This is a genomic window from Pseudomonas sp. zfem001 (assembly GCF_032621725.1).
GTDB lineage: Bacteria > Pseudomonadota > Gammaproteobacteria > Pseudomonadales > Pseudomonadaceae > Aquipseudomonas > Aquipseudomonas sediminis.
Genome location: NZ_JAVYJI010000003.1, coordinates 234,136 through 248,111, shown reverse-complemented (window position 1 = coordinate 248,111; position 13,976 = coordinate 234,136). Strand labels below are relative to the sequence as shown.

General features: G+C 63.9%; 11 protein-coding genes. 5 read left to right on the top strand and 6 right to left on the bottom strand.

Annotation, left to right across the window (positions count from 1 at the left end):
- Positions 1-44 precede the first annotated feature (44 nt).
- Together RTH74_RS13265 and yegQ are read left to right on the top strand one after the other, a co-directional pair.
- Complete coding sequence (locus tag RTH74_RS13265; protein ID WP_112211569.1) at positions 45-551, top strand: hypothetical protein; 507 nt, start codon at positions 45-47, stop codon at positions 549-551.
- 249 nt (positions 552-800) lie between these two features.
- Positions 801-2,108, top strand: coding sequence for a tRNA 5-hydroxyuridine modification protein YegQ (gene yegQ, locus RTH74_RS13260; protein WP_316914963.1), 1,308 nt, complete (start codon positions 801-803; stop codon positions 2,106-2,108).
- Positions 2,109-2,243: 135 nt separating this feature from the next.
- On the opposite strand, the gene RTH74_RS13255 is transcribed toward yegQ, so the two are convergent.
- Positions 2,244-2,945 carry a 3'-5' exonuclease gene (locus RTH74_RS13255; protein ID WP_316914962.1) on the bottom strand — a complete coding sequence of 234 codons (702 nt, stop codon included), beginning with the start codon at positions 2,943-2,945 and terminating at the stop codon, positions 2,244-2,246.
- Positions 2,942-4,873 carry a putative nucleotidyltransferase substrate binding domain-containing protein gene (locus tag RTH74_RS13250; protein WP_316914961.1) on the bottom strand — a complete coding sequence of 644 codons (1,932 nt, stop codon included), beginning with the start codon at positions 4,871-4,873 and terminating at the stop codon, positions 2,942-2,944. The genes RTH74_RS13255 and RTH74_RS13250 overlap by 4 nt, the downstream gene beginning before the upstream one ends.
- Before the next feature lie 165 nt (positions 4,874-5,038).
- On the opposite strand from RTH74_RS13250, the gene RTH74_RS13245 reads away from it, so the two are divergent.
- Entirely contained in the window at positions 5,039-7,105 is a 2,067-nt protein-coding gene (locus RTH74_RS13245) for an LTA synthase family protein (RefSeq protein ID WP_316914960.1), read from the top strand.
- A 123-nt stretch (positions 7,106-7,228) separates the two neighbouring features.
- On the opposite strand, the gene RTH74_RS13240 is transcribed toward RTH74_RS13245, so the two are convergent.
- A complete protein-coding gene (locus RTH74_RS13240; RefSeq protein ID WP_316914959.1) occupies positions 7,229-9,406 on the bottom strand; it encodes a malate synthase G in 2,178 nt (725 codons plus the stop codon).
- Between the two features lie 303 nt (positions 9,407-9,709).
- Between RTH74_RS13240 and RTH74_RS13235 the strand changes: the two genes are divergently transcribed.
- Together RTH74_RS13235 and RTH74_RS13230 are read left to right on the top strand one after the other, a co-directional pair.
- Entirely contained in the window at positions 9,710-10,159 is a 450-nt protein-coding gene (locus RTH74_RS13235; protein WP_099525886.1) for a GNAT family N-acetyltransferase, read from the top strand.
- Positions 10,160-10,195: 36 nt separating this feature from the next.
- Entirely contained in the window at positions 10,196-10,714 is a 519-nt protein-coding gene (locus tag RTH74_RS13230) for a glycine cleavage system protein R (RefSeq protein WP_112210872.1), read from the top strand.
- 309 nt (positions 10,715-11,023) lie between these two features.
- Here the strand turns inward: RTH74_RS13230 and rarD are convergent, their stop codons facing one another.
- From rarD to RTH74_RS13215, 3 genes are all read right to left on the bottom strand, one after another.
- Positions 11,024-11,917, bottom strand: coding sequence for an EamA family transporter RarD (gene rarD / locus RTH74_RS13225; protein WP_099525884.1), 894 nt, complete (start codon positions 11,915-11,917; stop codon positions 11,024-11,026).
- A gap of 218 nt (positions 11,918-12,135) precedes the next feature.
- The gene (locus tag RTH74_RS13220) at positions 12,136-13,110 is read right to left on the bottom strand and encodes a serine/threonine protein kinase (protein WP_316914958.1); all 975 of its coding nucleotides are present in this window, start codon (positions 13,108-13,110) and stop codon (positions 12,136-12,138) included.
- Positions 13,111-13,208: 98 nt separating this feature from the next.
- Entirely contained in the window at positions 13,209-13,973 is a 765-nt protein-coding gene (locus RTH74_RS13215; RefSeq protein ID WP_099526054.1) for a TOBE domain-containing protein, read from the bottom strand.
- Between the last annotated feature and the right edge of the window lie 3 nt (positions 13,974-13,976).

Genomic DNA, 13,976 nt, shown 5'->3' with positions numbered 1-13,976 from the left:
GACGGGCCTCCACTGGAGGCCCTTCTTTTTTCGGGAACAACCATATGTTGTGGACTTTGCTTGCCATCGTGGTAGCGGGGCTCGGCGCTGCCGGTATCGCTCTGCTGCTGCGTAAACTGACGCGTAACAAACTGCCGAAGTGGATCGTGCCACTGTTCGGTGGCTTGGGGATGCTGGGCTATCAGGTGTTCTACGAGTACTCCTGGTTCGAGCATCAGCAGGCGCGCCAGCCCAAGGAGTCGGTTGTGGTCGCGACCGAAGCGGGTCATGTGTTCTGGCGCCCGTGGAGCTACTTCGTGCCGATGGTCACTGCCTTCACCGTGCTCGACAGCAAGAGCGTCGTGCGCGAGCAGGTGGCGGACGCGCAAGTGGCCGAGTTCATGCTCTATCGTTTCGAGAAGCAGCACATCGACCACGTCTCGCACCGAGCTCATCTGCTCAATTGCACAACTGGCGAGTTGCTGCCGCTGGACGAGAAGAAACAGCCTCAGCTTGCCCAGCTCAAGCGCATCGACAAGGACGACGCGCTGTACCGCCAAGTGTGTCGCTAGCCCGCCATTCCTCTGTCGCGGTAGTGGTGCGCACGGCGCACCCTACGCGAAAGCGCAGCATCGGTGCGCGTGAACTGGGCCACCACTCCCTATTTGCGGATGCCTCTCACTGTAGGGTGCGCCGTGCGCACCGACCCTTCACTGATGGTGCCTGACTCGGCCGCTTTTCTGCGCCCGATAGACCCAGATCAATATCCACGCCTGCCACCTGCATAGAATCGCCAGCCCCTGATTTTCGAGCTTGCGGTCATGCCCCGTTTCCCCGAACTGCTGTCGCCAGCTGGCAGCCTGAAGAATATGAGTTACGCCTTCGCCTATGGCGCCGACGCGGTGTATGCCGGGCAGCCGCGTTACAGCCTGCGCGTGCGCAACAACGAGTTCGACCACGCCAATCTCGCGCTCGGCATCGCCGAGGCGCACGCGCAGGGCAAGCAGTTCTACGTGGTGGTCAACATCGCCCCGCACAACGCCAAACTGAAGACCTTCCTCAAGGACCTGGCGCCGGTGATCGAGATGGCGCCCGATGCGCTGATCATGTCCGACCCAGGCCTGATCATGCTGGTACGTCAGCATTATCCGCAGATGCCGATTCACCTCTCGGTACAGGCCAACGCGGTGAACTGGGCCAGTGTAGAGTTCTGGCGTCAGCAGGGGCTGACGCGGGTGATCCTGTCGCGTGAGCTGGCGCTGGAGGAGATCGAGGAAATCCGCAGCCAAGTGCCAGGCATGGAGCTGGAGGTGTTCGTCCACGGCGCACTGTGCATGGCCTATTCCGGGCGTTGTCTGCTGTCGGGCTACATCAATCGCCGCGATCCCAACCAGGGCACCTGTACCAACGCTTGTCGCTGGCAATACCAGGCCACGCCCGCCAGCGAAAACGAGCTGGGTGAAATCGTCCGCGTGGTCGAGCCGACGCTAGGGCAGGGCGCGCCGAGCACTCAGGCTTTCGTGCTCGAAGAGGCCGGTCGTCCAGGTGAAGAAATGGCCGCTTTCGAAGACGAGCACGGCACCTACATCATGAACTCCAAGGACCTGCGCGCGGTGCAGCACGTCGAGCGCCTGCTGCGCATGGGCGTGCATTCGCTGAAGATCGAAGGGCGCACCAAGAGCCATTTCTACGTGGCGCGCACGGCGCAGGTCTACCGCCGTGCCATCGACGATGCGCTGGCCGGAAAGCCATTCGACCCGAGCCTGCTGGGCAGCCTGGAGTCACTGGCGCATCGCGGTTATACCGAGGGTTTTCTGCGTCGTCATGTACATGACGAATACCAGAACTACGCGCGCGGCAGCTCGGTCGCGGAGCGTCAGCAGTTCGTTGGCGAACTCACCGGTGAGCGCCGTGGCGAGCTGGTCGAAGTGCGGGTGAAGAACCGCTTTGCGGCTGGCGATGGACTGGAGTTGATGACGCCGCAGGGCAATCTGCGCTTCACCCTAGAGCAATTGCAGAACGCACAGGGCCAGGCGCAGCAGGTGGCTCCGGGCGACGGTCACGTGCTTTATCTGCCGCTGCCGGCAGATGTGCAATTGGAGTACGGGCTGCTGATGCGCGATCTGTAGGCTTTCGTAGGATGCATTGCCTGCCGTAAACCAACCTGTCGGAGTGGCTTCAGCCGCGATTCCTGGTGGCTCCGATGCGCACGAGGCGTGCGCCAAGATGGAGGAGCCCGCTGCCAGGTGATTGGCAGCGTGCGGCTACATGGCGTGCTGGCGCCTGCGACGGCTGGCCAGCTGGCGCTCCAGCTCGCAGAGACTGTCGATGCCCTGACGGCGTGCCTTGCTGAACAGCATCAGTGCCAGTTCGGCGGTGACCAGCGCATCGGCACTGGCGTTGTGGCGCTGGTGCACCTGCAGGCCGAATTCGGCGACCCACTCATCGAGCCCGCCCTGACGAATGCGCGATTGCGGGCACAGCAGCGGGGCGATTTCGGCGACATCGAAGAAGCTGTGCTGCAGGCGATAGCCCAGGCTCTGGCGCAGTGCGCGAGCCAGCATGCGCTGGTCGAATTCGGCATGGAAGGCCAGCAGCGGGCTGCTGCCGACGAACTCCATGAAATCCAGCAGCGCCTCGCTCGGCTCGACGCCACGGGCCACTTCGCTGGGGGCGATGCCGTGAATCAGGGTGCTGGCGCTGGCCTGATGATCGGCGCGGTGCAGGGTGCATTCGAACTGTTCGGCGAAGTCGATGGCGCCGTTGTCGATCACCACCGCGCCGATGGCCAGCACCTGGTCACGACGCATGTTCAGGCCGGTGGTTTCCAGATCGAGCACGACGAAGCGCTGCTGGTGCAGCGGACGGTCGTCGAACGCTGCCGGGGCGCTCAAGGCGTCGCGGCGTTGCAACTGCTGCTGGGTCAGGGCCGGACCGCGGCCGGTGAACCAGGTGAACTTGCTCATAACTGATACCTCATGGCCAGGCTGCTCTGCAGGCGCTGCGCCTGGCGGAACGACTCGCGCAGAATACGCCGGTCCAGGTGGTTGAGGTGGTCGGGGTCGACCCGATTGGAATAGGGCAGCTCGTCACGTGCCTGCAACTGATGCTGCTGCATACGCGTCTGCTGAATGAAATGGTAGGCCTCTTCGTAGGCGGCGCCGTCCAGAGCATCAATCACGCCCTTGGTGATCAATGCGCGCAGGCGCTCCAAGGTGCCGACCGCGCCGATGCCATTGGCCAGCGCCAGCAGGCGCGCGCCGTCGACGAAAGGCGTGAGGCCCTGCACCTTGAGGTCGAGGGTGTCCTTGTCGGCACCGGAACGCGCCACCACGAAGTCGCGGAAGCGTCCGACCGGTGGGCGCTGGCGTAAAGCGTTCTCGGCCAGCATCTTCTGGAACAGGCTGTTGCTGGCGACGCGGCCGAGCAATTCTTCGCGCAGTTGTTCGCAGCCTTCGTCAGGGCCCCAGATGGTGCGCAGGTCGAAGTAGATCGACGAACCCAGCAGATTCTCTGGCGTGGCTTCGAGGACGAAGCCAGCAAAGCGCCGTGACCATTCCTGGCGCGACAGGCATAGCTCGGAATTGCCGGCCATGATGTTGCCCTTGCACAGGGTGAAGCCGCACTGCGCCAGGCGCTGGTTGATCTCGCGGGCGATCGGCAGCAGGCGTTCGCGAATCGCCGCAGCCTCGCTGGCGTTCGCGGCCTCGAAGAGGATGCCGTTGTCCTGGTCGGTGTGCAGTGTCTGTTCGCGGCGGCCTTCGCTGCCGAAGCACAGCCAGGTGAAGGGGATACCCGGATCGCCCATTTCCTCGAGCGTCAGTTCGATCACCCGGCACACGGTGTGGTCGTTGAGCAGGGTGACGATATGGGTGATCTGCGTCGAGCTGGCCCCGTGGGCGAGCATGCGGTCGACCAGCAGGCGAATATCGCTGCGCAGCCCGGCCAGGGTCTCTACCTTGCCGGCATGGCGAATAGTACGCGCCAGATGCACCAGGTCGACGCGCTGCAGGCTGAACAGATCGCGCTCGGAAATCACCCCGCAGAGCTTCTCGTGTTCCACCAGGCAGACGTGGGCAATATGCCGCTCGGTCATGGCGATGGCGGCATCGAAGGCGCTGGCATCCGGCGCCAGGTGGAAGGGGTTGCGCGTCATCAGGTTGTCGATGGGCTGGGTCAGATCTATGCCGTCGGCCACCACCCGGCGCAGGTCGCGCAGGGTGAAGATACCCAGCGGTTTGTCGGCCGGATCGAGCACCACGATGCTGCCCACGTGCTGCTCGTGCATCAGCCGCACGGCATCGCGAACAGGCGTGTCGGGCGCGCAGCCGATGGGTTGGCGCATGGCCAGTTCGCCCAGACGGGTGTCCAGCGAATACTGCGCCCCCAGGGTTTCTACCGCACGCAGCTGTACCTGCTGGTTGACCTGATCGAGCAGGCTGCTGACCCCGCGCAGGGCGAAGTCGCGCAGCGGGTTGGAGACGGCGAACAGCTTGATGAAGGCGTGCTTGGCCAGCAGCAGGCAGAAGGTATCCTCGGCGGCCAGGTGCTCGGTGCGCGTGGCGCGTTCGCCGATCAGCGCCGCCAGGGGGAAGCACTCGCCGGCGGTGATCTCGAAGGTGGTCTCGGTGCCGCGTCGGGCGCTGTGTGGGCGCTCACCGTGCACGCGGCCCTGCTTGACGATGTAGAAGTGCTCGACCGGGCCATCGCTGGGTTTGATGATCGAGTCACCTTCGGCATAGAAGCGCAGCTGGCAGTGCTCGACCAGATACGCCAGGTGAGCGGTGTCCATCTGGTTGAAAGGCGGGAACTTGTGCAGGAACTCCATGGTGCCGTGGATGTTCTGAAGCACCGCAGTCTTGCCCGCATCGGCCATTGCGTCGGCCTTGCTCATGGGCTTGCGCCTCGCAGTTTCGGGATGCTGTCAGTGTGGCCCTGGCTCGCCGGGTTGCCCATTGCACCTAAGTAGGGTGCGGGCAGCGCCGTTTTGACGAAATTTTGACCTGCACTCAGGCAAACTGCTCCCGCCCACGTATTCCGTAAAGAGCAAGGCATATCCATGCAGTCATCCGTACCAGCTGCCCACAAGGCGGCGCAGGTCAGTGTTGGTAGTCACCTGGCGTTCATCCTCGGCAGCGCGCTGTGCATGCTACTGCTCTTCGCCCTGGCCCGTCTGGGGCTTCTGGCCTACAACCACGCGCTGATCGCCGATACGCCGGCCAGCACCTTCGTCGAGGCCTTTATCAATGGCGCGCGCTTCGATCTGCGCCTGATCGTCTACCTGTGCGTGCCGTTGAGCCTGTCGCTGCTCAGCGTCACGGCGATGCGTGCCCGGCGTCTGCACGTCGCCTGGCTGACGTTCGCCACCAGCCTGTGCCTGTTCTTCGCCGTGGTCGAGCTGAACTTCTACCGCGAATTTCACCAGCGCCTGAACAGCCTGGTGTTCCAGTACATGCAGGAAGACCTGGGCACCGTTACCAGCATGATCTGGAACGGTTTCCCGGTACTGCGCCTGCTGCTGGCCTGGGCGCTAGCCACGCTGCTGCTGGCCTGGCTGTTCCGCCGTATCGAGCGCGCAACACGTGCGCGCGGGCATGCTGCGCCGCCGCGCTGGCCGGTGCGCACGGCTGTGTTCGTGCTGTTCCTGCTGGTCTGTGTGGTCGCCGCCCGTGGCACCCTGCGCTCCGGCCCGCCGCTGCGTTGGGGCGACGCCTACACCACAGATTCGATGTTCGCCAATCACCTGGGCCTCAATGGCACCCTGACCCTGGTCGACGCCGCCGAGAACTTCTTCTCTGATCACCGCGACAACAGCTGGAAGGCCACCCTGCCGGCTGACGAAGCACAGCAGATCACCCGCGACCTGCTGCTGACCCCGCGCGATGAGCTGATCGACCCTGACCAGGCCGCCGTGCGCCGCGTTTACACGCCGCCGGCCGAAGGCCAACTGCCGCATGTGCGCAACGTGGTGGTCATTCTCATGGAGAGCATGGCCGGCCGTTACATCGGCGCCATGGGCAACCAGGACGGCATCACCCCCAACTTCGATGCCCTGGCCAAGCAAGGGCTGCTGTTCCAGCGCGTATTCTCCAACGGCACCCACACCCACCAGGGCATGTTCGCCACCATGGCCTGCTTCCCCAACTTGCCGGCGTTCGAATACCTGATGCGCATGCCTGAGGGCGGCCATCAGTTCTCCGGCCTGCCGCAACTGCTCAGCGCCCGGGGCTATGACGATGTCTATGTCTACAACGGCAGCTTCGCCTGGGATAACCAATCCGGCTTCTTCGCTAACCAGGGCATGCGCAACTTTGTCGGCCGTGACGATTTCGTCGACCCAGTATTCATCGATCCGACCTGGGGCGTGTCCGACCAGGACATGTTCAGCCGCGGCGCCGAAGAACTGGCCAAGCTCGGCAGCCAGGGCAAGCCGTTCTATGCACTGCTGCAGACGCTGTCCAACCACACGCCTTACGCGCTGCCGGAAGACCTGCCGGTCGAGCGCGTCACCGGCCACGGTTCACTGGACGAACACCTGACCGCCATGCGCTACGCCGACTGGGCGCTCGGCCAGTTCTTCGCCAAGGCGCGCCAGGAGCCCTATTTCAAGGACACCCTGTTCGTGGTCCTGGGTGACCATGGTTTCGGCAACGACGAGCAGATTACCGAGATGGACCTGTCGCGCTTCAGCGTTCCGCTGCTGCTGATCGGCCCTGGCGTGCAGGACACCTTCGGCAGCAGCCGCGACACCGTTGGCAGCCAGATCGACGTAGTACCGACCATCATGGGCCGCCTCGGTCAGCCCGTGCAGCAGCAATGCTGGGGCCGCGACCTGCTGGCGCTGCCTGAGGGTGATGCCGGTGTGGCGGTGATCAAACCGTCCGGGAGCGACCAGACCGTGGGTTTGGTGACCGGCGACAACATCCTGGTCAAACCGCGTGACCGTGATGCGCGCCTGTATCGCTACCAGCTTGGCCACGAGGCCAGTGCCGAGGTGATCGATGACGCGCAGCGGCGCAGCGATCTGGAACGCAAGCTGTCGGCCTTCGTACAGACCGCGACAGCCAGTCTGCTGGGCAACACCACGGGGGTGACGGCGGAGAAGGCGGCGCAGGCCAAGCCCTGACTGCCCGTCGCGGCTAAAGCCCCTCCCACGGGACACTCAACTTTGTGGGAGGGGCTTTAGCCGCGAAACTTCCCATAAAAAAACCGCCCCGAAGGGCGGTTTTTAATTCGCGCAGTGAGCGAATCACAGACCGTTCTTGGCCTTGAACTCGCGACGACGACGGTGCAGCACTGGCTCTGTGTAGCCGTTGGGCTGCTTGGTGCCCTCGACCACCAGCTCCAGCGCGGCCTGGAAGGCGACGTTGTTGTCGAAGTCCGGGGCCATCGGGCGATACAGCGGGTCGTTGGCGTTCTGACGATCCACCACCGGCGCCATGCGCTTGAGGCTTTCGACCACCTGCTCTTCGCTGACGATGCCGTGGCGCAGCCAGTTGGCCAGCAGCTGGCTGGAGATACGCAGGGTGGCGCGGTCTTCCATCAAGCCGACGTCGTTGATGTCCGGTACCTTGGAGCAGCCGACGCCTTGGTCGATCCAGCGCACCACGTAGCCGAGGATGCCTTGCGAGTTGTTATCCAGCTCGTTGCGGATTTCCTCGTCGCTCCAGTTGGTGTCCTTAGCCAGCGGAATGGTCAGGATGTCGTCGACCGAAGCCGGTGCGCGCTTGGCCAGTTCGGCCTGACGGGCGAACACGTCGACCTTGTGGTAGTGCAGCGCGTGCAGGGCTGCGGCGGTCGGCGACGGAACCCAGGCGGTGTTGGCGCCGGACAGCGGGTGCGCGACTTTCTGCTCGAGCATGGCGGCCATCAGGTCCGGCATGGCCCACATGCCCTTGCCGATCTGTGCACGGCCTTGCAGGCCGGTGGCCAGGCCGACGTCGACGTTGTTGTTCTCGTAGGCGCCGATCCAGGCTTCGCTCTTCATGGCGGCCTTGCGCACCACGGCGCCGGCTTCCATGGAGGTGTGGATCTCGTCACCGGTACGGTCGAGGAAGCCGGTGTTGATGAACACTACACGCTCGCTGGCAGCCTTGATGCACGCCTTGAGGTTGACGGTGGTGCGACGCTCTTCGTCCATGATGCCGACTTTCAGGGTGTTGCGGGCCAGGCCCAGCACATCCTCGACGCGGGCGAAGATTTCGCTGGTGAAGGCAACTTCTTCCGGGCCGTGCATCTTCGGTTTGACGATGTACACGCTGCCGGTGCGGGTGTTCTTGCGGCTGGTGTTGCCGATCAGGTTGTGCACCGCGATCAGGCTGGTGAACAGCGCGTCCTGGATGCCTTCCGGGATCTCGTTACCTGCGGCGTCGAGGATGGCCGGGTTGGTCATCAGGTGGCCGACGTTACGCACGAACAGCAGCGAACGGCCATGCAGGGTCAGCTCGGAGCCGTCCGGCTTGGTGTAGACGCGATCCGGGTTCATGATGCGGGTGAAGGTCTTGCCGCCCTTGGACACTTCCTCGGCCAGGTCGCCTTTCATCAGGCCCAGCCAGTTCTTGTAGACCACCACCTTGTCATCGGCATCGACGGCAGCGACGGAGTCTTCGCAGTCCATGATGGTGGTCAGCGCCGCTTCCATCAGCACGTCTTTGACGCCGGCGGCGTCGGTGCTGCCGATCGGGCTGGAGGCGTCGATCTGGATCTCGAAGTGCAGGCCGTTGTGCTTGAGCAGTACGGCGATCGGCGCGCTGGCCTCGCCCTGGAAACCGACCAGTTGCGCGTCGTCACGCAGGCCGCTGTTGCTGCCACCCTTGAGGGCGACGACCAGCTTGCCGTCGACGATGGCATAACCGGTGGAGTCGACGTGCGAGCCGGCAGCCAGCGGCGCGGCCTCGTCGAGGAAGGCGCGGGCGAAGGCGATGACCTTGTCGCCACGGACCTTGTTGTAGCCCTTGCCCTTCTCGGCGCCACCTTCTTCGCTGATCACGTCGGTGCCGTACAGCGCATCGTACAGCGAGCCCCAGCGGGCGTTGGAAGCGTTCAGGGCGAAGCGCGCGTTCATCACCGGTACTACCAGCTGTGGGCCGGCCAGACGGGCGATTTCTTCGTCGACGTTGGTGGTGGTGGCGTGGAAGTCTTCCGGCTCCGGCAGCAGATAGCCGATTTCCTGGAGGAAGGCCTTGTAGGCAGCCGCGTCATGGGCCTGCCCCTTGCGCGCCTGATGCCAGGCGTCGATCTGCGCCTGCAGTTCGTCGCGCTTGGCCAGCAGGGCGTGGTTCTTCGGCGCCAGGTCCTTGATGACCGCAGCGGCACCGGCCCAGAACTGGTCGGCAGCGATGCCGGTACCGGGAATGGCTTCGTTGTTCACGAAGTCGTACAGGGCTTTGGCGACCTGCAGGCCGCCGACTTGAACGCGTTCAGTCATCACTTGCCTCACTCTCTCTGAGCTCTACTCAATAGCCGCTTTGGAGACGGGTTTTCCGTCTTGTAGTCCAAAGCGCGGCATACTACATCAAGATCCTGGATAAATGCAGCGGGGTAGCGTCAGTCTGCGACCAAAAGACTATTTATGGTCACATTTAGTGCGCTGTGCGTGCAAAAAAGTGCGCTATTGTTCCACAAAATAATCAAAATCGTACACGATTAATTGAGTTGGCTGCTGACAAGTGCGCCGATATGGCCTACGCCACCTCGCCTATACTGCCTTTCAGTCATTCTGGAGCCTGCCATGACGGTATCCGCTGTTGTTGCTGCCGACCTTGTTGATCTCACCCGTCTGTTCGTCGGCTACCTGCGCTTCTACCAAGTTCCGCGGGACGCGGCGGAAGTTGCCAGCTTTCTTGGCCAGCGCCTGCAGCGCGGTGATTCGCAACTGTTCATCGCCCGCGACGAGCAGGCCGCGGCGCAGGGCTTCGTGCAGCTTTATCCCTTTCAGTCCTCGTTGGCGCTGGAACCGGCCTGGTTGCTCAGCGATCTGTATGTCGACGAAAGCGCGCGCCGTTGCGGCGTTGGCGAGGCATTGATGAACGCCGCCCGCGCACATGCCGAGGCAACCGGCGCTTGTGGTCTGCAACTGGAAACGGCGAAAACCAACCTAGCCGGCCAGAGCCTTTACGAGCGGCTTGGCTACGTGCGTGACGAACAGTTCTTCACCTATTGGTTGTCGCTGCGCGGCTGACCTTTTCGAACCCTGTGTGAACGAGTGAGGTAGTACATGGATCATCTGGTACTGACGGTGATTGCCGAGGACCAACCCGGGTTGGTCGAGCGCTTGGCGGGTTGTGTAGCGACCCACGGCGGCAACTGGCTGGAGAGCCGCATGGCGCGCATGGCCGGGCAGTTCGCCGGGATCGTGCGTGTGGATGTACCGGCCGAGGCCCACGGCGGCCTGATTAAGGCGCTCGAAGCCCTCAGCGCGCAAGGCATTCGCGTGCAACTGGCGGCCAGCGGCAGCGAGCCGGGCGGGCGCTTCAGCGCGATTCGCCTGGAACTGGTGGGTAACGACCGGCCCGGTATCGTCCGCGACATCACTCGCGTGTTGGCCGAACAGGGCGTCAATCTGGAGAGCCTGCTGACCGAGGTGGCGCCTGCGCCGATGAGCGGCGAACTGCTGTTCACCGCCGAAGCGCTGCTGGCCGTGCCGGAGACCCTGCCCCTGGAGCAATTGCAGGCACGCCTGGAAACCCTGGCCGATGACCTGATGGTGGAGCTGAATCTGCGCGCTGAGGATTGATATCCACGGTATGCGTGGATCAGCCTGTGGATAAACTGGGGAGCCCCGGCGCACTGTCTAGTGTCCCGGGGCTTTTCATTGTCTGGCTAAAAATTCAACAGGATCAAAGGCTTGTGCACAAATGCCGGGGATGGGTCTGTGGGTAAGCCGGGGATGACACGCTCAGCCTCAAGGCTGACGCGGCCTGGGGATAGTTGAGCGTTTTCTGCTCAGTGCCCTATCGACCCCGGTGCGCATAGCCTGGGCGGCCCCGCGACACCCTACGAGATTCGCAGGCGCGGGTAGGGTGCCGCTGTGCGCACCAGCCTTTTACTGCGTCGAGCGCTTGCGCAGGTTCAGCCAGATATCCAGGCTGTACACAAAAAGCCCCGCCCAGATGCAGGCGAAGGCCAGCAGGGTACTCGGCGAGAAGTGCTCATCGAACAGCAAGATGGCTTGCAGCAATACCAGGGTCGGAGCCAGGTATTGCAGGAAGCCCAGCGTGGTGTAGGGCAGATGCCGCGCCGCGGCGTTGAAGCACACCAGCGGCACCAGAGTGATCGGCCCGGCGGCGGCCAGCCAGAGTGCTTCGCTGCTGGTCCAGAAACTTGCCTGGCTGCTCATCGCCGCAGGGTGCAAAACCAGCCAGGCCAACGCTACCGGCACCAGCAACCAGGTTTCCACCACCAATCCGGGCAGTGCCGCCACAGGCGCCTGTTTGCGGATCAATCCATAGAAGCCGAAGGTCAGCGCCAGCACCAGCGATACCCAGGGTAGGCTGCCGACCTGCCACAGTTGTTGCAGCACGCCTATCGCGGCCAGGGCCACGGCCAGCCACTGCAGGCGACGCAAGCGCTCACCGAGAATCAGCAGGCCGAGCAATACGTTGATCAAGGGGTTGATGTAGTAGCCCAGGCTGGCCTCGATCATGCGGTCGTTGTTCACCGCCCATACGTACACCAGCCAGTTGGTTGCGATCAGCAGGCCGCAGCCGGCCAGCACCGCCAGGCGTTTGGGGTTGTCGCGCAGCTCGCGCCACCAGCCAGGGTGCTTCCAGACGAGCAGCAGCAGGCCGCCGAACAGCGCGGACCAGAGCACCCGGTGCACGATGATTTCCATCGCCGGCACGCTTTGCAGGGCTTTGAAGTAGAGCGGGAACAGGCCCCAGATGATGTAGGCGGTAAGGCCCAGAACGTACCCGCGTTGCGGGTTGGCGGTGGCCATCGAGAATCCTTGGTTAGGCAGCTAACGGTTGCCGCGAAATTCTAGCGCTCTGGCCTCTGCCTTGTCTGTCCGTTCAGCTTTTTATGTATACCGAAACGCCGGCAAAGTCGTAAGGCAAACTTTACGCGGTGCGCGCAACTGTATGGGTGCGAGGGCTTGGCGCGGTCGGTGCGTAGCCCGGATGCAGTCCGGGAACTGCGCTCCCGGATGTCATCGGCTCAGAACAGTCGCAACGGCTCTTCATCCAGTGCAGCCATCTGTTCGCGCAGGGCGAGAATCTGGTCGCCCCAGTAGCGCTCGCCGGCAAACCAGGGGAAGGCCAGAGGGAAAGCGGGGTCGTCCCAGCGTCTTGCGATCCAAGCACTGTGATGCATCAGGCGCAGCGCGCGCAGACCTTCGATCAACGGCAGTTCGCGGGCGGCGAAGTCGTGGAATTCCTGGTAGCCGTCGACCAGTTCGGCCAATTGGCCAAGGCGTTCATGACGTTCGCCGGCAAGCATCATCCACAGATCCTGCACCGCCGGGCCCATGCGGCAGTCATCGAGGTCGACGACATGGAAGGCGTCGTCACGGTGCAGCAGGTTGCCTGGGTGGCAGTCGCCGTGCAGGCGAATCGGCGTGTAGCGCACACGAGCGAAGAGTTCATCGAGGCGGGCGAGCAGGTCGCGCGCTACCGACTCGTAGGCCGGCAGCAGGCTGCGCGGCACGAAGCCGCCGTCGAGCAGAGAGGCCAGGGCTGCATGGCCGAAGTTGTCCACCGCCAGGGTTTCGCGGTGAGCGAAAGGACGACTGGCGCCGATGGCGTGCATGCGTCCGAGCAACTGGCCAAGGCGGTACAGCTGGTCGAGGTTGCCCGGCTCCGGCGCGCGGCCGCCCCGGCGCGGGAACAGGGCGAAGCGGAAGCCGCCGTGCTCGAACAGTGTCTCGCCATCGCGCGCCAGTGGCGCCACCACCGGGACCTCTTGCTCGGCCAGCTCGGCGCTGAAACTGTGCTCCTCGCGGATTGCCGCATCGCTCCAGCGATCCGGGCGATAGAACTTGGCGATCAGCGGTGTTTCGTCCTCGATGCCGACTTGATAGACGCGGTTCTCATAACTGTTGAGTGCCAATACGCGGGCGTCGCTGAGGTAGCCAAGGCTCTCCACGGCATCGAGCACCAGATCCGGGGTGAGGGTGGAAAAGGGATGGCTCATGAACGGCTCCGCGTGAGTGGGCGCCCAGTCTACCGGCTTGCGCTGAACCTAGGGCGGGTGTAGCCCGCCGTTGGCGTTATTAGCGAGTTGCAGCCGCCCTACAGTTGCGTACCGAGCAGCACCTGGCTGGCGGCGAACTGTGCGCGCACCGGGTCGCCGACGCGCAGGCCCAGCTCGGCCAGGCGAGCGGATTCGAGCAGGGCGCACAGGGTTTGACCATTAGGCAGGCTGATGCGCACATCGCTGGGGCCGTCGCTGGCCGGCAGAATCTGTTCGATACGGCCTTCGAGAGCATTGTGCTGTTCTGCTGGCGGTGCATCGAGTGGCTGTAGTTCCAGCCAGCCAGCCTTGATCAGGGCGACCACGCCGCTGCCTTCGCTCAGTTGCAGGTTCTCGGTGCTGTCATGGGTGATCTGCGCTTGCAGGCGGCTGCCGCCGGGCAGTTCGATATCGATCAGGTCGTTGTGGCCGTGGGCGTGAATCGCGCGCACGCGGCCGGTGAGCTGGTTACGCGCACTGGTGCGCAGCATCAGGCGGCCGAGCAGCGCCAGGTCGGCGTCGTCACCGGCGGCCTGCAGCAGTTGCACCTGCAGCGCCTGCAGGCGTTGTTGCAGTGCCAGCAGACGTTCGCCAGCGGGTGTCAGGCGTGCACCGCCGCCGCCTTTGCCGCCGACGTTGCGGCTGACCAGGGGCTGCTCCGAGAGGTTGTTCAACTCGTCGATGGCGTCCCAGGCGGCCTTGTAGCTCAGCCCGGCGGCTTTGGCGGCGCGGGTGATGGAGCCTTGTTCGGCGATCTGCTCGAGCAGGGCCAGGCGTTTCGGGCGGCGGCTGAGCAGTTGGGCGAGGGGATCGAGCTGCGACATGAT